Below are 20,484 nucleotides of genomic sequence, written 5' to 3' on the forward strand. Positions count from 1 at the left end.
CCGGTAATCGAAGTCGTGGTTGTTTCTGCTAGCATGTCGGCAATTCCACGCCGGTACAGGTGCCGGTAGCCTGATCCGGCATGGCCGTCGACTCTCACTGGCACCTCACTGGTTGATTAACAGGAGGTGCGTGGTGTCTACTGCACGGTTGTCCATCGATTCCGAACAGGTTGATCTTCCCCTGGTTCGTGCCACCGAAGGGCCCGACGGCATTCTGGTCTCCTCCCTGCGCAACGACGGCTGGGTCACGCTGGATCCCGGATTCCAGACCACGGCCCAGTGCGTCTCGGGAATCACCTTCATTGACGGCAAGCGGTCCATACTGCGCTACAGGGGCTATGCCATAGAGGACCTGTGCGCCCAGTCCAATTTCCTCGAAGTGGCCTGGCTGCTGTCCCACGGCGAGCTACCTGATGCCGAGCAGTACCAGCGGTTCCGCAGCCATGTCCTGGGCCACACGCTGGTAGGGGAGGACTTCCGCCATCTGCTCTCGTCCTTCCCCCGCCAGGCCCATCCCATGAGTGTGCTGGCTGCGGCGGTCAACGCTCTGGCGGGCTTCCACCCGGACACCTGTGATATTGACGATCCCGACCAGTTGGATGAGGCCAGCGCCATCATCATGGCCAAGGTGCGCACCATCGTTTCCCTGATTCATCGTCGTCGCCGCGACCAGCCTCTGCTCTACCCGGACAGGACCTGGGGTTATGTGGAGGATTTCCTGCGGATGAGCTTCGCCATGCCCTACCAGCCCTATCAGGCCGATCCTCTCAAGGTGCAGGCCTTGGACAAGCTTCTGATCATCCATGCCGACCATGAGCAGAACTGCTCTACTTCAGTGGTGAGGATTGCCGGATCAGCCCGGGCCAACCTGTATTCGGCAGTGGCTGCCGGCATCAATACCCTGTCAGGTCCCCTGCACGGCGGCGCCAACGAGGCCGTGCTGCGTCAGTTGAAGAGCATACGTGATTCAGGTCTGGGCGTGCGGGGCTATGTGGACCAGGCCAAGAGCGAGGGACGAAAAATCGCGGGTCTGGGCCACCGGGTCTATAAATCCTATGACCCTCGCGCGGCCATCGCCAAGCAGTGGCTCTACAAGCTCATGGACGAACCCGACCAGGATAAAAATGCTGAGGATGCGGAGCTCTTCGACGTGGCTTTGGAGCTGGAGGACCTGGCCCTGCACGACGATTACTTCGTTGAGCGCCACCTCTATCCCAACGTGGACTTCTACACCGGGCTCATCTACCGCGCCATCGGCTTCGACCCGGAGATGTTCACCACGCTCTTCGCATTGGGACGCATCCCCGGATGGATCGCCCAGTACAGGGAGATGCTGGACGATCCTGACACGAAAATCGGTCGTCCCAGGCAGGTCTATACCGGTCAGGGACCACGCGACTACCTGCCCATGGAGCAGCGCTGAGCCCGATGGCCGCCTGGCTCAATTGGCGTGTAGCCGCTCGTTCAGCTCGATTCCCTTTTTGCGGGGTAGGGCCTTGACCTGGCCAGTGCGGGAGTCACGGATGAAGAGCAGATGATCCCGTCCGCTGAGCTCTGCTCCCTTGACCACTTGGTCGCCTAGGCCGATCTTGGTGCCGGCGGTGACGTAGAGCCCTGCTTCAACCACGCAGTCATCGCCCAAAGAGATACCGATGCCGGCGTTGGCTCCCAGCAAGGAGTGCTGGCCGATGGAGACCCGATGGCGGCCTCCGCCGGACAGGGTGCCCATGATGGAGGCTCCGCCGCCGATGTCCGAACCGTCTCCGACCACGACCCCCTGTGAGATTCGCCCTTCGACCATGGAGTGGCCCAGGGTTCCGGCGTTGAAGTTGACGAAGCCCTCGTGCATGACCGTCGTTCCCGGTGCCAGGTGGGCGCCGAGCCGAATCCGGTCAGCGTTGCCGATGCGTACCCCCTCGGGAACCACGTAATCCACCATGCGGGGGAACTTGTCCACGCTTAGCACCGTTACCTGCGTCATCGGGATGCCCGGCATGGACCCGCTGGCTGCAGCCATGACTTCTGACCTGCGCAGGGCGAAGTCCTCCACGGCAAAGGGTCCGTAGTTGGTCCAGACCACCGTGGTCAGCTGTTCGAAAATCCCGTCCAGGTTCATGCTGTTGGGCGGTGTCAGGCGCATGCTGAGCAGGTGAAGCCGCAGATAGGCGTCGGCGGCATCGGCTATCGGGCCATCCAAATCGGATACGGTGAAGACCGGTACCCTTCGGATGCCACGGGCGTCGGGCTGGTTGTGGACCTGGTCGCCGAAGTCGTGGTTGGGGCGGTTGGCCGGGGCCGGCGGTGTGGAGATCTCGGCCTTGGGATACCAAACGTCCAGGGTGCGGCCCTGCTCGTCCTGGCTGGACAGGCCCCAACCCCATGCGGTGCGTGCTGTGCTCATCGTTCCTCCTTCAGGCGATGCGGTCGTGTTGACATCAAGTTGTCTTACAGGATAAGCCGGTCGACGCTCAAATACAGGCGGTCCGTCCGACAGCCGGGTCTGGATCGTCGCCAGCCAGGTCCCAGCCGATAGGTAAAATCATCAGCTATGAGTGCCTACAGTCATGAGCGGGAGCGCCGGGAGCGTCGGCGCCGCAATACGGCCAGGGCGGTCTGCCTGGTCATCGCCGTGGCATTGCTGGCCAGTCTTGTCATCCCAGCCATCTTCAGCGGCCTTTGACCCGGCCCGTCCAGTCGGCGGGAATCCTGCTGTTACAGGCAAAGGCAAATGAATGAATGAAGAAGGTGGCCGGCTCGTGCGGAGTTGGTCTGGAAAGCGGTGAGACGGCATGGCAGAGATGGATTTTGCTCAAGCATTGGAGCAGGCCAAGGCCAAGTACGAGATGATTTCCAAGGCGCTGGACCCGGAGGGTTTGCGCTCTCGGATTGCGGATTTGGAGCGTCAGGCCAGCGCGCCCGGACTCTGGGACGACCAGGAGAATGCTCAGAAGGTGACCAGCAGGCTCTCGGCCCTGCAATCCCAGCTCAAGCACCTTGAGTCCGCATCCTCCCGGCTGGACGATGTGCAGGCCCTGGAGGAGCTGGGCCAGGAGGAGCATGATCAGGACACCCTGGTGGAGGCCCGCAAGGAGATCGACTCTTTGAGGTCCGACCTGGATGACATGGAGATTCAGACCTTGCTGGATGGGGAGTATGACGAGCGCGCTGCCGTGGTCACCATCCGCTCGGGTGCCGGCGGGGTGGATGCGGCCGACTGGGCGCAGATGCTTCTGCGCATGTACATGCGTTGGGCTGAGAGGCACGGTTTCTCCACCAAGGTCATGGACACCTCCTACGCGGAGGAGGCCGGCATCAAATCGGCCACCTTCCAGGTGGACGCCCCCTACGCTTACGGCCGTCTGTCGGTGGAGGGCGGCACCCATCGTCTGGTGCGGATCTCGCCCTTTGACAACCAGGGCCGACGGCAGACCTCTTTCGCCGCCGTCGAGGTCATTCCCCTGGTGGAGCCCACCGATCACATCGACATCCCCGATTCGGACATCCGCGTGGACACTTACTGCTCCTCCGGCCCCGGCGGCCAGGGTGTCAACACCACTTATTCGGCCGTGCGCATTACCCACCTGCCGACCAACATCGTGGTCACCATGCAGGATGAGCGCAGCCAGATTCAGAACCGCGCGGCTGCCATGGCTGTCCTGCAGTCCCGGCTGCTGGTTCTACGGCACGAGGAGGAAGCCAAGAAGAAGAAGGAACTGGCCGGCGACATCAAGGCCAGCTGGGGTGACCAGATGCGCTCCTACGTGCTGCATCCCTACCAGATGGTCAAGGATCTTCGCACCGGATACGAGACCTCCGACACCCAAGGGGTCTTCGACGGTGACATTGACGCCTTTATCGAGGCCGGCATTCGCTGGCGGCATCAGCAGCGGGTCCAGGCTCGCGAGGAGGAAGCCAACAAGTAGGGCTTCGTCCGGCTCAAGTCTGGTCGGTGTTTCATGGGTGAGTAGTGTTGGTCTTCTTGATAGCCTCTGTATGGGAATACCGAGGAACGGAGTGTAAATGGCGTTGATTTCGCTCAAGGGCGTGACCAAGATTTACCCCAAGGGGTCCCGTCCAGCCTTGGATAACATCAGCCTGGATGTCAATCGCGGGGATTTCGTTTTTCTGGTGGGCGCCAGCGGGTCGGGCAAAACCACTCTGCTGCGTCTGCTCCTGCGCGAGGAGGAGGCCACCGAGGGGGAGATCCGTGTTGCCGGCAACGACCTGCGACGTCTGCGCAACCGCGAGATTCCCGGCTATCGGCGTTCCATCGGCTTCGTATTCCAGGATTACAAGCTGCTGAACAACAAGACCGTATGGCAGAACGTAGCCTTCACGCTGGAGGTCATCGGCGCCCGTCGATCCACCATCAAAACCCTGGTGCCCCAGGTGCTCAAGACTGTGGGGCTGACGGGCAAGGAACACAACTATCCCCACGAGCTCTCAGGCGGCGAGGCCCAGCGTGTGGCTCTGGCCCGGGCCTACGTCAACAACCCGGAAATTCTGCTGGCGGATGAGCCTACCGGCAATCTTGATCCCACCACCTCCCTGGGCATCATGGAGGTCCTGGATGCCATCAACAGGACAGGCACCACGGTGGTCATGGCCACCCACAACGAGGAGATTGTCAACTCCATGCGCAAGCGGGTGGTGGAGTTGCATACGGGTCGGATCATGCGCGACGAGGCCCACGGTTCCTACGATTCTTCGCGCTTCTTCCCCGATGCCGAAGTGGCTGCGCGCTCTCATCACGCCATTGGGGATCCCGCCGACGGCGATGCCCTGGACCGTGCACGTGAGGCTGGAGTTGGAGGGCGCCGTCCGGTTCAGATCGTCGTACAGGACGGGAACAGCTCGGCCACCGAGCCCATTGCGGATGGAACCAAGGGGGCCAAGCAGGTGGTCCAGGCGGTTGCACAGGCTGTCAACCAGGGTCAGTATGGCGACGAGGGGATCGCGCGTCTGGCCAAGTCCATGCATTCGGGGAGAACCGGACGTTATGGGCAGGTCTTCACCTCGGTGGAGGACACCCTGACCTGGGGCAAGGGTCTGGGCAGTCTTGAATCTGGGCAGGAAGATTCCAGCCGCCACGAAGACGCGGCTGTAGGACAGGCCGATCGGAGGACCGACTCTGATCCGGATGAGCGGTTCCGCAGGCCTGTGGCCCAAGGCAGCAAGGATCAATCAGGTCAGTCGAGCGACAGTTCCGGTGACAGGGACCGCGACAAGGCAGGTACTGATCATGGTGAGTCTGCCAATCACGCCCATACTGAACGTACGGCTTCCAGAAAATCTCCCAAGCCTACCCGTGGTTCGGATGCTGTTCAGCCCAAGGCAACCGATGAGGGCAGATCCCAGGGTCGGCAGACCGAGGAATCGAGCGGCAGGGAGCAGGACGGGAAACGAGGCGGTGCCAGCAAGGGTCTCGCGCATGACGAACGTATTCGTGATCGAGGTCAAAGTGCTCTTAAGAATGATGACAAGGCCAATGACCGCCGATCGATGAAGAACTCTTCCGCCAAGACTTCTGATAGTGAGCAAGGGTTCAAGAGGCCCGATCAGCCTTCGGGGGCTGATGTCTCCAGTCCAGCCGAGCCGACCGACAAATCCAATCAGGATAGAGGCCAGGTGAAGCAGGACGGGGCGAAATCCTCAGAACAGGCCTCCGAGAAGAGCAGGGCCGATAAAAAGGTCTCGACAAGCGAAAATCATCATGGCGTCGAGTCCATGGGAGCCCCGCCGGCTCCACCGGCTCCACCTGAAGCCCCCAAGGCGGCCAGGAAGTCCCATCGAGAGAACGACGCACAGGCTCGGGATGAGCATGATGACGAGAAGAAGGCGGCACGATGAGACTGCGGTTCATCCTTTCCAGCACCTGGGACAACCTGCGCCGCAACGGGTCCATGATCCTTTCGGTCATGCTGGTCACCTTCATCTCCTTCCTGTTCATAGGTGCCTCGGGCCTCATGCAGGCTCAAATCAGCAAGGCCAAGGGGGACTGGTACGACCAGGTGGAGGTGGTGGTCTGGCTCTGCCCTGACGGCACCAGCCAGGCGGCCTCATGCGCTACCGGCAAGGCGCCCACCGATGACGAGATCGTCAAGCTGGAGAACACCATCAATACCGAGCTGAGCGACTCCGTGGCCAAGATCACCTATCAGAGCCGTGAGGACTTTTTCAAGAACACCTTCCTCAAGCAGTATCCTGACGGCACTTACGAGGGAAGGACCATGACCGCGGCGGACATGCAGGCCTCCCTGCGGCTCAAGCTCAAGGACCCGACCAAGTACCAGGTGGTCTCCGAGGTGTTGTCCGGACGCGATGGGGTGGAGGAGGTCTCCGACCAGCGTCAGATATTCGACCCCGTCTTCAAAATTCTCAACAGAGCCACGGCGGTCACCTTGGTCCTGGCTGTGGTCATGGTGATTGTGGCCATTCTGCTGACCGGCACCACTATCAGAATGAGCGCCGCCTCCCGTCGAAACGAGACGGAGATTATGAGACTGGTGGGGGCATCCAACTGGACCATTCGGCTGCCCTTCATCCTGGAGGGCGTGGTGGCCTCCTTGCTGGGTTCGCTTCTGGCTGTCGGAGCGCTAAGCGCCATCGTCAAGCTCTTCATTACCGACTGGCTGGCTCGCACGGTCCAATGGATGCCCTACGTGAACCAGTCCACGGTCCTGCTCATAGCTCCAGCCTTGATCTTGGGGGCCATGCTCTTGTCCGCGCTGGCCTCCTCCATCTCCCTGCGGCGGTATTTGCGGACCTGATTTTCGGCGACTGGCCAATCGATCAGGGGCGCAATCTCTGTCATAATGATGACTAGCATGGATAGCGATAGTGAGGGACTTGACCATGAATCGTACCAAACGGTGGGAGGCTATCTGCGGCCTCATCGGATCGTTGGCCATGATGCTGGGCGGCGGAATCCTCGGACTGTCCGTAGCGCCTGAACCGGCGCGTGCCGACTGGAGCAGCTACCAACAGAAAGTCCAGAACCACGCGGCCCTGAAGAGCAAGCTGGCGGGGGTCAGTGCCCAACTTGCCAACCAGATACTGAGTCTCGATGATCTGACTTCCAACCAGATTCCAGCTGCGCAGCAGAGTGCCATCGATGCCCAGCAGCAGGCCGAGCAGGCCGACAGCCTGGTCCAGGCTACCAACGATCGCCTGGAGGCGGCCCGCAAGGATCGCGCAGATCTGGAGGCCAAGATTCGTCAGACCGGCCTGGACTATGACGATGCCAAGGCTGGTGTAGCGCAGATGGCCAGAAAGAGCTTTCATGGGTCCGAGACTTCTCAGATCATGGATGTGGTGACCAAGTCCTCAAGCACCCAGGACTTTGTAGACAAGATGCAGTCCGATGCGGCTGTAACCAGGTCCGAAGCCAATACGGCCAACGATGCAGCCAACACTCTCAACTCCTCCATGAACCGCAAGCAGCGTCTGGAGGCTATCGAGGAGCAGATCAGCACGCTTAAGGCCAAGGCTGACCAACAGCAGGCGGTAGCCCAGCAGGCTGTAGCGGCGGCTCAGGCCAAGCAGGACCACTTGCAGGCCCTGCGTGACCAGGGAACCGCAGCCCGCAAGCAGTTGGAAAGTCAAAAGGCTGCCCTGACCACACAGTCCGCCCGAGAGGCCGCAGATATCGTGGCCACTGAGTCCATGATCGACTCTCTAAACACCGGCAATCCAGGCGGCAACGCGGACCCGCATGCCGGAGGAGCCCAGCAGATCAGCAATGGCGGCGGATCCCGTCCAGCACAGAATTCACGGCCTAATCCGTCCAGAAACAATGGCGGCGGTGGCAATAGTGGCAGAGGCAACGGTGGCGGTGGCGGCGCCTCCGGCATGAATTATGCAGTGCCGGGCAGTTGCCCCTCAGGTTCCGGATTCTGCTATGGCCATAACACTGGCAATTCAGTGGGCGGCAGTGCCTACCCTGCCAGGCAGTGCACACTTTGGGCCTATATACGCCGTTCGCAGCTGGCTTTGCCTGTGGGCTCTTATATGGGCAACGGGGCTGATTGGGCCGGCACGGCGCGTGGTCTGGGTTATCTGGTCAACAACACCCCTCATGTCGGTGCTGTCATGGTCTTCGCCCGTGGCCAACGGGTCACTCGTTGGAACGCCAATTGGTCCTATGGCCACGTGGCTGTGGTCGAGCGGGTCAATTCGGATGGATCGGTGCTCATTTCCGAGGGTGGCACTGGTTTTGCCTCCTTCCCTACCTATGAAACGGTCTATGGGGCAGGCAACTACCAATATATTCATTACTGATGCCGATGCGGGCCAGGTCCGTCGCTTGGAACGGTATTATCGCTGTCCGGAGTGCCAGGTAGCCTCCTTGGCGCGATCGAGAGGAGGATATTATGGCTAAGGAAACCGGTACATCGATGATCGCCCAGAACCGTAGGGCCCGTCATGACTACCAGATCGAGGATCGGTACGAGGCCGGCATCGCGCTGACCGGGACCGAGGTCAAGTCGCTGCGTGAGGGGCGTGCCTCCCTGGCCGAGTCATTCGTCAGCATTGACCGGCGGCACGAGGTCTGGCTGGAGAACGCCAATATCCCTGAATACCTCAATGGGACTTGGAACAATCACGCCCCCAAGCGTAAGCGCAAGCTGCTGCTCCACGCCCAGCAGATTGTTCGCTTGGAGCGGCAGATTCAGGCCAAGGGCTATACCATCGTGCCCTTGAGTCTGTATTTCAAGGACGGCAAGGTCAAAGTCGAGATCGCTGTGGCTCGAGGAAAGCGCGAGTATGACAAGCGCCAGTCTCTTCGGGAGGAGCAGGATCGCCGCGAGGCCCAAAGGGCCATGCGCTACCGCAACAGGCGCGGCTGAGTTCTCGGATAAACCTACAGAATTTCTTGAGTCTCATAACGACCGACAATCGCCCACTGAGGGCTTTCCGTTCTATACACATTCGACACGCCCGGGGCCGATGGCAATCGACAGTGGTGGATAGCGTCTTTGGCCCGCTATAGAGCCGAAAACACCAGGGTATTCAGTCAGCAAGATTGAGTTAACTTTATTTTGTATGCATAAAAATACAAATATGTGCATAATAGTGCATGTCAATCAAGAGACATGAGGGGTCGCTTCGGGGCGGTCCGGAAGAGGAGAAGACATGGGCAAGATCAAGGCGGTGTTGGCGGCGGCTCTGAGTATCACCCTGCTGGCCTCCATCGGAGCATGCGGAACCACCGACGAAGCGGACACCAGCAGTGCGTCGGGTAAGGCCACCACCAGCTCCCATCCAGCGGCTTTTGACGTCAGCGGCATCAAGAAGGATCCTGCCATCGCGGCCAAGGTGCCCGAGTCGGTTTCCAAGGACGGCAAGCTGACCGTGGGTATGGAGACCTCATATGCGCCTGGCGAGTTCATGAATGAGGACGGGAAGACCCCCATTGGCTATGACGTTGACCTGTCGAACGCCATTGCCAAGGTCATGGGGCTCGAGGGGGAGATGGTCAGTGCCTCCTTCGATACCATCATCCCAGCCATCGGCAGCAAGTATGACGCGGGAATCTCCAGCTTCACCATCACCAAGGAGCGGATGCAGTCGGTCGACTTCGTCACCACCTTCAAGGCGGGCACGGCTTTTGCCGTCAAGAAGGGGAACCCCTCAAAGATCAATCCTGACGACATCTGCGGCGTCAAGGTCGGCGTGCAGACCGGGACCATCGAAGAGCAGCAGGCGGCCGACAAGATCTCGGCCGAGTGCAAGGCCAAGGGCAAGAAGCCCGTGGATGTGCAGTCCTACAAACAGCAGACCGATGCCGCCACGGCAGTGGTCAATGGCAAGATCGATGTCTTCTATGCTGACTCCCAGGTGACCGGGTATGCCATCAAGCAGACCGACGGCCAGTTGGAGAAACTGGGCAAGGATACCGACATCGTCCTGCAAGGTGCCGCTCTGAAGAAGGGCAGCGGTATGGCCGAGGCCACCCAGGCGGCTCTTCAGAAGCTGATTGACGACGGCGTCTACGCCAAGATCCTCAAGAACTGGGGCGTCCAGAGCGGTGCGGTCGAAAAGGCTGAAATCAACCCTGCGGTCTCTGACTGAGGCAGGGTCAGGCGCGGATCGTCATATCGGGCGACCCGCGCCTAAGCAGGTGGTTCGGCCAATAGGCTAGGCCTGAACAAATACAGTGGTGCGGAAGGAAGCAGGAGATGCATACCAAGAAGGGGACGGACCAGATTCAGATCCCCGGCAGAATACATGCCAGGCCGGTGCGTAAGCCAGGGCCGATCGTAGCTGCCGTCATCGTGGCCATCTTCGTGGCCATGCTGATCCACGGCATGGTGACCAATCCCAACTTTGATTGGCCCACGGTCTGGAAGTACCTCTTCAATGAGCACGTCCTGGACGGCATCAAGTGGACCCTTCTGCTGACCGTCTATGCCATGGTCCTGGCCACAATCCTGGCTATCATCCTGGCAGTTATGCGCAAGTCGTCCAATCCTGTCCTGCGCTGGGTCAGTTGGTTCTTCATCTGGTTCTTCCGCGGCACTCCTGTATACACCCAGCTGGTCTTCTGGGGCCTGCTCTCCGTGCTGATTCCCAAGCTGGCCATCGGTATCCCCTTCGGTCCCGAGTTCTGGAGCATTGACACCAAGACCGTGCTGAATGCCACCGTGGCCACGGTTCTGGGTCTGGGACTCAACGAGGCCGCCTATCTTTCTGAAATCGTCCGTGCCGGCATCGAGGCTGTGGATCCCGGCCAGGAGGAGGCGGCCAAGGCTCTGGGCATGCCGCCATCCATGATCATGCGGCGGATCGTCCTGCCTCAGGCCATGCGCATCATTGTGCCGCCTACCGGCAATGAGACCATCGGCATGCTCAAGACCACATCCCTGGCTCTTGCCGTGCCCTTCACCCTGGAGCTCCAGTTCGCCACCAACGCCATCGCCAACCGCATCTACAAGACCATCCCGCTGCTGATTGTGGCCTGCATCTGGTACCTGGTCATCACCTCCGTTCTGATGGTCATCCAGGCCCAGCTGGAGAAGCACTATGGCAAGGGCTTCGACTCGCGACCCCTGGCCGGGTCGGGGGCCAAGGACGGCAAGGATGGCGAGGACCCGCAGACCCGTCAGGAGACTGACAAGGTCAACAAGGTCATGATGGCCGGGCTGAACGCCTGAGCGCAGGAGGAGAATCATGGACGAGGACAGGCAGACCAAGAAAGACGGTCAAGGCGGCAAGGATCCGGCCATCATCATCAGGAATGTGCACAAGGTATTCGGCGATCAGCATGTGCTGCGGGGTATCAACCTGGAGGTCATGCCCGGCACGGTAACGGCCGTCCTGGGCCCTTCCGGTTCCGGCAAGTCAACGCTGCTGCGGCTGATCAACCAGCTGGAGACCCGTACAGCCGGCGAAATCTATGTGGACGGCGAGCTGACCGGGTACCGGAAGATCAATACCAGCAAGGGCCCTGTGCTGCAGACCCTGGACGACAAGGCCATTGCCAGGCAGCGCTCCAAGATCGGCATGGTTTTCCAGCGTTTCAACCTCTTCCCCCACATGACTGCCTTGGAGAACGTCATGGAGGCGCCGGTCCATGTGGGACGGGTTCCCAAGACCGATGCCCGCAAGGAGGCACAGGCACAGCTGGAACGTGTAGGGCTGGAGGACAGGATGGACTACTATCCCGCCCAGCTCTCCGGCGGCCAGCAGCAGCGTGTGGCTATCGCGCGAGCCCTGGCCATGCACCCTGACATCATGCTCTTCGACGAGCCCACCTCAGCCCTGGATCCGGAGTTGGTGGGGGAGGTCCTGGGGGTCATGCGGCAGGTGGCTCAGCAGGGCATGACCATGGTGGTGGTCACCCACGAAATGGGCTTTGCCCGCGAGGTGGCTGAGCAGATCGTCTTCATGGACCAGGGTGTCGTAGTGGAACAGGGAGGCCCTGACATCATCGACCATCCTCGCACCGTGAGGTTCAATGAATTCCTGCATACCGTGCTCTAGTCTCAGGCTCTGCCAGGTTGTAGAAATTCCGGCAAGAAGCCTTCTGGACGGGCTGAGGCGGGACTCCCGTGGCTAGACTGGGGCCCATGTGCGGAATCGTCGGTTATGCGGGATCAGTACGGACGGCCTGCGGCAGACCCTTGGAGGTCTGCCTCAAGGGCCTGGAACGCTTGGAATACCGGGGCTATGACTCGGCCGGAGTGGCCCTGGTTGCCCCTGGGATGGCGCGGGTGGCCGTACGCAAGAAGGCCGGGCGCTTGGGTAATCTGGTCGCCGATCTGAAGGCCAAGCCAATGCCCGAAGCCACTGTGGGCATCGGCCACACCCGTTGGGCCACCAATGGCGAACCCACTGACGTCAACGCTCATCCCCACATCAGCCGTGACGGCAAGGTCGCGCTGATTCACAACGGGATCATCGAGAACGCATCCAGGCTTCGTCTGGACCTGGAGACCGAGGGATATACCTTCGTCTCCTCCACGGACACCGAGGTGGCTGCCAAGCTTCTGGGCAAGATCGCCCAGGAGATTATCGATGCCACCGGCCAGCCGGACATCTTCGAGGCCGTCAGGCGGCTGGCCCGTATGCTCAAAGGGGCTTTCACCATCTTGGCCGTGGACTCAAGGCAGCCCGATCTGGTGGTGGGCATCCGACACGATTCGCCGCTGGTGGTTGGCCTGGGAGACGGAGAGAACTACCTGGGCTCCGATGTGGCGGCCTTCGTGGCCTATACCCGTCAGGCCATGGAGCTGGGTCAGGATCAGGCGGTCTGCATCAGCGCGGACCAGGTCCTGGTCACCGATTTCCAGGGTCATCCGGTGGAACATCCGCGCCGCTACACCATCGACTGGGATGCCTCGGCCGCCGAAAAGGGCGGATGGGATTCCTTCATGGACAAGGAGATTCACGAGGATCCTGCGGCGGTCTCCAACACTCTGCTAGGACGGTACGACGAGTCAGGCGACCTGGATCTGGACGAGGTCCACATCGATGAGGATGTCTTCCGTCAGATTGACAAGATCATCGTCGTGGCCTGCGGAACGGCCTCCTACGCGGGCCTGGTGGCCAAGTACGCCATCGAGCACTGGGTTCGCATTCCGGTGGAGGTCGAGCTGGCCCATGAGTTCCGCTACCGTGATCCCATTCTGACCCCGCGCACTCTGGTCGTGGCCATTTCCCAGTCCGGGGAGACCATGGACACGCTGATGGCGCTCCGGCATGCGCGCGAGCAGGGTTCACGGGTTTTGGCCATCTGCAACACCCAGGGGTCCACCATCCCCAGGGAGTCCGATGCCGTGCTCTACACACACGCCGGCCCCGAGGTGGCTGTGGCCTCCACCAAGGCCTTCCTGGCCCAGATCGTGGCGGCCTACCTGCTGGGGCTCTACCTGGCCCAGGTCAAGGGAACCATGTATCGAGACGAGATCCACCAGACCGTCGACAGCCTCAAGGCCATGCCTGCCAAGATTCAGAAGGTGCTGGACGGTCAGGCCGAGGCCATCAGCCAGACGGCTCAGCGCATGTCCAAGGCCCACTCCTTCCTCTTCCTGGGGCGGCATGTGGGTTATCCGGTGGCCCTGGAGGGGGCACTCAAGCTCAAGGAGATCGCCTACATCTTCACCGAAGGGTTCGCCGCCGGCGAGCTCAAGCACGGGCCCATCGCCCTGGTGGAGCCGGGGGAGCCTGTGGTGGTCATCGTCCCCAGCGCCCGGGGCCGCAATGTGCTGCACGACAAGGTCATCTCGGCCATCGAGGAGGTCAAGGCCCGCGGTGCCTTCACTATCGTCGTAGCCGAGGAAGGCGACCCGGACGCCGACCGCTATGCTGACGTGGTCTTTTGGCGGCCGCCCTGCCCGACCCTGCTCAGCCCCCTGGTGGATGTGGTCCCCCTGCAGTTGTTCGCCCTGGACATGGCCCGGCTCAAGGGCCTGGACGTGGACAAGCCCCGCAACCTGGCCAAGTCGGTCACTGTGGAATAGAGGCTGTCCATGGTCGTCGGGTCCGAGCAGCGGGGGCATCGGATCGTTCTGGAGGAGCCGCAGATCCCCTTCGAGCCCAAAGTCATCTATGAGGACCGTCGCATCATTGTGGTCGACAAGCCCCACTTCCTGGCCACCATGCCCAGGGGGATGTGGCACGCAGAAACCGTGTTGATCCGAATGCGACGGCTCTACGGGGAGCCCGACATCATACCTGCCCACAGGCTCGACAGGGCCACCGCGGGTGTGCTGGTCCTGGTGCGCGATCCGGCCGCCAGGCGGGCATACCAGATGCTCTTCCAGGAGCATCGCGTGCGCAAGGTCTACCAGTGTCTGGCGCCGGTGCGACCCATGGTTCGTCCGCGGACCGGCACCGTGCGACATCTGGATCCGCCGCGGGTCTTCCCGCTAGAGCGCCGCTCCCGGGTTATCAAGCGTCGAGGGGTTCTCCAGGCCTGGGAGGAGCGCGGACCGGTCAATGCCATTACCAGGATTGAACTGGCGGCGGGCCGGGGATGTCTGGCCACCTACACGCTCTATCCGCAGACCGGCAAGACCCATCAGCTTCGTGTGCACATGAATGCCCTTGGGCTGCCCATCGTGGGCGACGATCTTTACCCCAGAATCCAGGCCCGGGCCTATGACGACTTCTCCCGGCCGCTGCAATTGGTGGCCCGTCGCCTGGAATTCACCGACCCCTTCACCGGGGTTAAGCGCATCTTCATCTCTTCCGTTCCCTTGGATCCTCAAGGAGAGGCCTGAACAGTCAGCCTGGTGGGACATAATGGTCAGGGGATCCCGGAGCCGCGGGACGACGTGGACGCGGCAGGCGTCCCCGTCCGAGGATTGAGACGGACCAGGAGGTTCTACCCATGAGCAAACCAACACGGCGGCCCTATCGATGGCCCAAGCATCTCAAGGGTCAGCAGTCCCTCTGGTACGGATGCGACTACAACCCCGACCAGTGGCCCGAGGATGTCTGGGATGAGGACATCAGGCTGATGACCAAGGCAGGGGTCAACGTGGTGGCCCTGGCTGTCTTCTCCTGGTCGCGCATTGAGCCCAGCGAGGGCATTTTCGACTTTGATTGGCTGGACCGGATCATCGACAAGCTTGGTCGGGCGGGTATCGGGGTCAATCTGGCCTCGGCCACGGCCTCGCCGCCGCTCTGGCTGACCCAGGCGCATCCCGAAGTCCTGCTCAGGGACGAGCGAGGCGACACGGTCTGGCCCGGGGCCCGGCAGCACTGGCGGCCCACCTCGCCGATCTTCCGCTCCTACGCCCTGAAGCTCTGCCGGGCCATGGCCGAGCACTACCGGGACAACCCCTATCTGGTGGCATGGCATGTGGGCAACGAGTATGGCTGCCACAATCGCTTCGACTATTCCGACGATGCCATGAGGGCCTTCCAGCGTTGGTGCCGCCACCGTTACAAGGACATTGAAGCCGTCAACCGCGCCTGGGGCACGAATTTCTGGTCGCAGAGGCTGAGCGACTTCTCGCAGATTCTGCCGCCGCGTTTCATCGGTCAGGGGAATTTCCAGAATCCGGGACGCATGCTGGACTTCGAGCGGTTCAGCTCCGATGCCCTCAAGGATTTCTACATGGCTGAGCGTGACACCCTGGCTGAGATCACTCCGGATATACCTTTGACCACCAACTTCATGGTCAGCGCAGGCGGATTTGTCCTGGACTACGACGACTGGGGTGACCAGGTGGACTTTGTGGCCAATGACCACTACGCGACGCCGGGCAGGGATCATCTGGAGGAGCTGGCCTATTCCTCCAGCCTGGTGGATGCCATTGCCCGTCGGCGTCCTTGGTGGCTTATGGAACAGTCCACGTCGGCGGTCAACTGGCGGCCGGTCAACCCCCGCAAGGAGCCCGGACAGCTGGAGCGCGATTCCCTGGCTCACCTGGCACTCGGAGCTGATGCCATCTGCTATTTCCAGTGGAGACAGTCCCGGGCTGGCGCGGAGAAGTTCCACTCGGCCATGCTGCCTCATGCCGGCGAGGACACGGCCGTCTTCCATGATGTCTGCCAGCTGGGAGGGGACCTGCAGGGGCTCTCCCAGGCCGGTCTGGCCGGCAGCACGCTGGCAAAGGCCCCACTGGCACTGGTCTTCGACTATGGGAGCCAGTGGGCCAGCTCCCACGCGTCCTCGCCCAGCGAGCGCGTCGAACATGGTCAGGAGCCACCGGTCTGGTACCGTGCCTTTCTGGACAACGCCATCCGGCCTGATGTCCTGCCGGTCAGGGCCGCCTGGGAGGAGTACCCGTTGGTGGTCCTGCCAGCCCTCTACCTGATCGACACCGATCTCTCCAAACGGTTGCACAAGTATGTCCATAGTGGAGGGCGGCTGATCGTCACCTGGGGCAGCGGTATCGCCGACGAGCAGGACCGCGTCTGGACCGGTGGGTATCCGGGGCCGCTTCGGGACCTGCTGGGGCTGTCGGTCGAGGAGTTCGCACCCATGGCTCCCGGCACGCCTGGTGTTCTGGACCATCTGGATCTGAACAACGGGGTCACGGCTCGAGATTGGGCCGATGTCATCGGCCATCTGGACAAGGGCACCAAGGTTCTGGCAAGCTACCGGGCTGATCCCTGGACGGGGATGGATGGCATGTCGGCCATGACCGTCCATGACTGGGGTCATGGCAAGGCCGCCTACCTGGGTTGCCGTCTGGATGCCCAAGGTCTGGCCAAGGTCATTCCTGCCCTGTTGGAGGCCTTGGACGTTGCCGATATGAGATCGGCTCAGGGCGACCCCGATCTGTTGAGAGTTGAGCGGGTCAGCGAGGATGATCGGACGCGCTTTGTCTTCCTGTTCAATCGGACCAGGCATCCGGTGCAGGTTCAGGTGGAGGGCCAGGTCCTGGTGGGCTCGCTGGCAAGCCTTGACGGGGATGGCAAGCAGGCCAGTCTGCAGGTCAATGGCGCGCTGGTGCAGCGTGTGGTCGGCCATCGGCATTGAGCTGGTGAATCCTGTACATGCCGGCGAAGATCAGCTCGGGATCGTAGACCTCGATCAGGTCGGTGTCTTGTGAGAAGGTACGACCCATGCCGCCCGTGGCCACCACATGGAAGTCCCGGCCTATCTCACTGCGGTACTGCCGGATGATCCGCTCCAGGCCGCCGAGGAAGTTATAGTATAGCCCGGCCTGCATGGCCGTCCTGGTGCCCGTGGCCATGATGGTCTGAGGACGGGTGATTTCCACCTGGGGCAGCTGGGCGGTCTGGCCAGCAAGGGCCTGGGCTCCCGAGCGGATGCCAGGTACGATCAGGCCTGAACGTATGGCGCCCTTGGCGTCCACATAGTTGAAGGTGGTGGCCGTGCCGAAGTCGATGACCAGGACCGGCCCTCCGTAGCGGTGGAAGGCGCCTACGCAGTCAGCGAGACAGTCGGCGCCCAGGGAACGCGGGTCATCCAGTCGTATGTTCATGCCGGTCTTCACGCCGGGGCCCACCACCATGGGGTCGATGGAAAAGAAGCGGATCAGGCAGGACCTGACGGCGTGCATGACCGCGGGAGCCACCGAGGAGATGATGGCGTCCTGCACATCCGCAGTCTTGTAGCCGGCCAGGGCCATGAGCTGCCCCAGCAGAAGCCCGAACTCATCAGCCGTGTGGTCGATTCTGGTGGTCAGCCTGTAGGAGGCGGCGACCCGGTCGCCCTCCATGAATCCGACCTCGATGTTGGTGTTGCCGATGTCGATGGCCAGCAGCATGTCTCTTCCTCCCTGCCGTCGTCCGGGCGCGTGGCGCTTTCCGAATCCATCCTAAGCGCATAAGCCTTGGTGATGGCTTCGGGGAGTATGCTGGTGGGCGGTGATCGACCAGAATGGCGGTCAACCGCAGCATAAGGATTCGTCAATGAATGCAGATCGACACGGCACGCATGCCCACGGCAGCGTGACCGCAACAGATACAGACGCGGCCCAGGAGTCAGGCCCCAGCACTGACCCCGAACTCAACGTCAGGATCAGGCCCATGAGGTCGGGCGGCAACACCCTGCCCTGGAAGCTGCTCAGTCTCCTGCTGGCCCTGGCCTTGGCATTCTCCCTGTGGACTGGGCATCGTGGAGTCGCTGGCCAGGCCGAGGGCGGAACCGTGGCGGACACGGTCACGGTGGGACTCAAGCTGGCTCCCACCAATCTGGACATCCGCAACCAGTCGGGCACAGCGCTTGATCAGCTCCTGATCGGCAACGTCTATCAGGGTCTGGTGTCACGGGATTCCCGGAACCGGGTGCGTCCGGGCCTGGCCAGGACCTGGAATGTCTCCGAGGACGGTCTGGTCTACACCTTCCACCTGCATGAGGGCATCCGCTTCTCAAATGGTCATGCTCTACGGGCCCAGGACGTGGTCGACTCCATTCGCGGGCTCATGGCAGGCCACTATCAGGGCAGCGAGATGCTGGAGGGCTTCCAGGGCGTTCAGGCTTCGGATCCGCTGACGGTGCGTCTGACGCTGTCAAGGCCCTACCAGGACCTGCTCTGGCAGCTGAGCGGCCGGGCTGGCCTGGTCTTTGACCGACGGGCCCATTACGACATGAAGACCCAGGCCGTGGGATCCGGACCGTATCTGCTGGACAGCTTCCGCCCAAACGACTCAGTCACCCTCAAGGCCGATCCGCACTACTGGGGCAGCGATAAGCCTAAGACACAAACCATCATCATCCGTTACCTCAATGACGATAACGCTGCCATCAACGCCCTGCGCAGTGGGGATGTGCAGGTGCTGGCTCCGGTCACTGAGAACCTGGCCAGTCCCTTCCGCAACAACCCCGACTTCCAGGTCAAAGCAGGCGACGACACCGACAAGTACGTCCTGGCCATGAACGGCAAGGGTGTTGCTACATCCGACCTGCGGGTGCGGCAGGCCATCCGCTATGCCATCGACCATCGGCAGCTGATTGCCTCCCGGGGCGGATCGGACGGTGCTTTGGGTGGCCCCATACCCTCGCTGGATCCCGGCTATCAGGATTTGACCGGGCTCTACCCCCATGATCCGGAGCAGGCACGGCGGCTTCTGGCCCAGGCCGGGTATGGTCCCGACCACCGGCTGAAGCTGCGGCTGACTTACGCAAACACCTACGGCAGCGAGTTGGGCGATCAGCTGCGCTCGCAGCTGCGCCAGGTGGGCATCGACCTGGACGTGCGGGTGGTGGAATTCTCGGTCTGGCTGCAGGACGTGCATGCCAACAAGGATTACGACCTGTCTCTGGTGGATCATGGCGAGAGCCACGACTTCCATCAGTGGGCCAACCCCGGCTACTACTACAACTATGACAATCATCAGGTCCAGGAGCTCTACCAGAAGGCCATGGCCACGACCTCCGCCGATGACTCCGACAGGCTCCTGGCCCAGGCCGCCCGGGTCGTCAGCAACGACGCGGCGGCGGACTGGCTCTTCAATTACCGGGTGACCACGGCCTGGCGGACGGGGTTGGAGGGCTTCCCAGTCGATTTGAACCAGTCTCTCATGCCCTTGTCCGACGTGATTTATAGGCGGGCATGACCATGGCCAGATTCCTGATGCGGCGCCTGGTGCTGTTCCTCTTAGCACTGATGGGCATCTCCCTGCTGATCTTCCTGGCACTGCGCATCCTGCCCGGGGATGTGGCGGCTGTCATGGCCGGGCTGGATGCCCCACCTGAACGTGTCGACCGGCTGCGTCGGCAGATGGGCCTGGACCGCTCCTATCCTCGGCAGTATCTGGATTGGATCAGCGACTTTCTGAAAGGGGACCTGGGCAGGTCCATTCTGACCAACCGTTCCATCGCCTCCCAGGTGGGCATACGGGCCCAGATTACTTTTCCGCTCATTCTTTTGGGACTGGGCGTGGCCCTGCTGCTGGGCATCCCCCTAGGCTGCGCCGCCGCTCTGGCGCGCTCGCCGCGAATGCAGTCCTTCAGCCACATGGCCGCCATCGTGGGTGGATCCGTACCGGCTCTCTGGTCAGGACTGCTTCTGATTATGCTCTTCGCCAAGGGGAGCGGTCTGATCGGCCTGTTGCCCTCCCAGGGCTTTCCTGCTCTCGGCTGGGCTCAGCCGGGGCAGGCTCTGTCGTCCTTGACCCTGCCTGCTCTGTCCACCGGCATCATCGTGGGCGCCGGCATCATGCGGTACACCCGCTCCCTCCTGACCGATATGCTCTCTTCGGGGTATGTGGACATGGGCATGGCCTGCGGGATGACCCGAACCCAGGCCGTCCTACGCATCGGCCTGCGGCTGGCCTCCCCCCAGCTGGTCTCGGTGGTAGGGCTGACCATGGCTGAGATGATTACGGGTGTCATGGTCAGCGAGAACCTGTTCGCCCTACCGGGCCTGGGCTCCATGCTGATCACCGATGTGGGCAACCGGGATCTTCCGGCTGTTCAGTCCGAGCTGCTTCTTCTGGCGGCCTTCTTCCTCTTTCTGGGACTCCTGGTGGACGTTACCCATAGGCTGATCGATCCGCGTTTTCGAGGTGCGGCCAGGCAGGAGGTGGCTGACTGATGAGCTGTGAACACGCAGA

The 20,484-nt window shown here is 61.8% G+C and carries 16 protein-coding genes and 1 pseudogene; 15 read left to right on the plus strand and 2 right to left on the minus strand.

The features are described 5' to 3' along the window. Positions 1-133 precede the first annotated feature (133 nt). Positions 134-1,423: a citrate synthase gene (locus AACP62_RS02350; RefSeq protein ID WP_339346054.1), complete on the plus strand. Its 1,290-nt coding sequence runs from the start codon at positions 134-136 to the stop codon at positions 1,421-1,423. 18 nt (positions 1,424-1,441) lie between these two features. On the opposite strand, the gene dapD is transcribed toward AACP62_RS02350, so the two are convergent. Next, entirely contained in the window at positions 1,442-2,401 is a 960-nt protein-coding gene (gene dapD, locus AACP62_RS02355; protein WP_339346055.1) for a 2,3,4,5-tetrahydropyridine-2,6-dicarboxylate N-succinyltransferase, read from the minus strand. Positions 2,402-2,548: 147 nt separating this feature from the next. On the opposite strand from dapD, the gene AACP62_RS02360 reads away from it, so the two are divergent. The 12 genes and pseudogenes from AACP62_RS02360 (at position 2,549) to AACP62_RS02415 (ending at position 16,939) form a co-directional block, all read left to right on the plus strand. After that, on the plus strand, positions 2,549-2,680 hold the full coding sequence (locus tag AACP62_RS02360) for a hypothetical protein (RefSeq protein WP_255297770.1): 132 nt from the start codon (positions 2,549-2,551) through the stop codon (positions 2,678-2,680). A 109-nt stretch (positions 2,681-2,789) separates the two neighbouring features. Next, on the plus strand, positions 2,790-3,923 hold the full coding sequence (prfB, locus tag AACP62_RS02365; RefSeq protein ID WP_339346057.1) for a peptide chain release factor 2: 1,134 nt from the start codon (positions 2,790-2,792) through the stop codon (positions 3,921-3,923). Between the two features lie 97 nt (positions 3,924-4,020). Further along, positions 4,021-5,052: pseudogene (gene ftsE / locus AACP62_RS02370) on the plus strand (cell division ATP-binding protein FtsE); the annotation flags it as partial. Between the two features lie 794 nt (positions 5,053-5,846). Then, positions 5,847-6,770 carry a permease-like cell division protein FtsX gene (gene ftsX / locus AACP62_RS02375; protein WP_339346059.1) on the plus strand — a complete coding sequence of 308 codons (924 nt, stop codon included), beginning with the start codon at positions 5,847-5,849 and terminating at the stop codon, positions 6,768-6,770. Positions 6,771-6,855: 85 nt separating this feature from the next. Then, positions 6,856-8,280: a CHAP domain-containing protein gene (locus AACP62_RS02380; protein ID WP_339346061.1), complete on the plus strand. Its 1,425-nt coding sequence runs from the start codon at positions 6,856-6,858 to the stop codon at positions 8,278-8,280. Between the two features lie 92 nt (positions 8,281-8,372). Beyond that, positions 8,373-8,849 (plus strand): SsrA-binding protein SmpB, encoded by a 477-nt coding sequence (gene smpB / locus AACP62_RS02385; RefSeq protein ID WP_339346062.1) that lies wholly within the window; start codon positions 8,373-8,375, stop codon positions 8,847-8,849. 286 nt (positions 8,850-9,135) lie between these two features. Continuing rightward, entirely contained in the window at positions 9,136-10,074 is a 939-nt protein-coding gene (locus tag AACP62_RS02390; protein WP_339346063.1) for an ABC transporter substrate-binding protein, read from the plus strand. Between the two features lie 107 nt (positions 10,075-10,181). Beyond that, positions 10,182-11,156, plus strand: coding sequence for an amino acid ABC transporter permease (locus AACP62_RS02395; RefSeq protein ID WP_154312664.1), 975 nt, complete (start codon positions 10,182-10,184; stop codon positions 11,154-11,156). A 16-nt stretch (positions 11,157-11,172) separates the two neighbouring features. Then, positions 11,173-11,985, plus strand: a complete 813-nt coding sequence (locus AACP62_RS02400; RefSeq protein ID WP_339346066.1) for an amino acid ABC transporter ATP-binding protein — start codon at positions 11,173-11,175, stop codon at positions 11,983-11,985. 86 nt (positions 11,986-12,071) lie between these two features. Next, positions 12,072-13,964: a glutamine--fructose-6-phosphate transaminase (isomerizing) gene (gene glmS, locus AACP62_RS02405; RefSeq protein WP_339346518.1), complete on the plus strand. Its 1,893-nt coding sequence runs from the start codon at positions 12,072-12,074 to the stop codon at positions 13,962-13,964. 9 nt (positions 13,965-13,973) lie between these two features. Beyond that, on the plus strand, positions 13,974-14,726 hold the full coding sequence (locus AACP62_RS02410) for a pseudouridine synthase (RefSeq protein ID WP_044097851.1): 753 nt from the start codon (positions 13,974-13,976) through the stop codon (positions 14,724-14,726). Positions 14,727-14,836: 110 nt separating this feature from the next. Next, on the plus strand, positions 14,837-16,939 hold the full coding sequence (locus AACP62_RS02415) for a beta-galactosidase (protein ID WP_339346069.1): 2,103 nt from the start codon (positions 14,837-14,839) through the stop codon (positions 16,937-16,939). Here AACP62_RS02415 and AACP62_RS02420 read toward each other — a convergent pair. Next, positions 16,896-17,693 carry a type III pantothenate kinase gene (locus tag AACP62_RS02420; protein WP_339346070.1) on the minus strand — a complete coding sequence of 266 codons (798 nt, stop codon included), beginning with the start codon at positions 17,691-17,693 and terminating at the stop codon, positions 16,896-16,898. The two genes, AACP62_RS02415 and AACP62_RS02420, sit on opposite strands and share 44 nt — an antisense overlap. Before the next feature lie 145 nt (positions 17,694-17,838). On the opposite strand from AACP62_RS02420, the gene AACP62_RS02425 reads away from it, so the two are divergent. After that, positions 17,839-19,485, plus strand: a complete 1,647-nt coding sequence (locus tag AACP62_RS02425) for an ABC transporter substrate-binding protein (protein ID WP_339346071.1) — start codon at positions 17,839-17,841, stop codon at positions 19,483-19,485. A 2-nt stretch (positions 19,486-19,487) separates the two neighbouring features. Beyond that, the gene (locus AACP62_RS02430; protein ID WP_339346520.1) at positions 19,488-20,465 is read left to right on the plus strand and encodes an ABC transporter permease; all 978 of its coding nucleotides are present in this window, start codon (positions 19,488-19,490) and stop codon (positions 20,463-20,465) included. Positions 20,466-20,484: the final 19 nt, after the last annotated feature.

The sequence above is a fragment of the Bifidobacterium apis genome (assembly GCF_036986835.1).
Classification (GTDB): domain Bacteria; phylum Actinomycetota; class Actinomycetes; order Actinomycetales; family Bifidobacteriaceae; genus Bombiscardovia; species Bombiscardovia apis_A.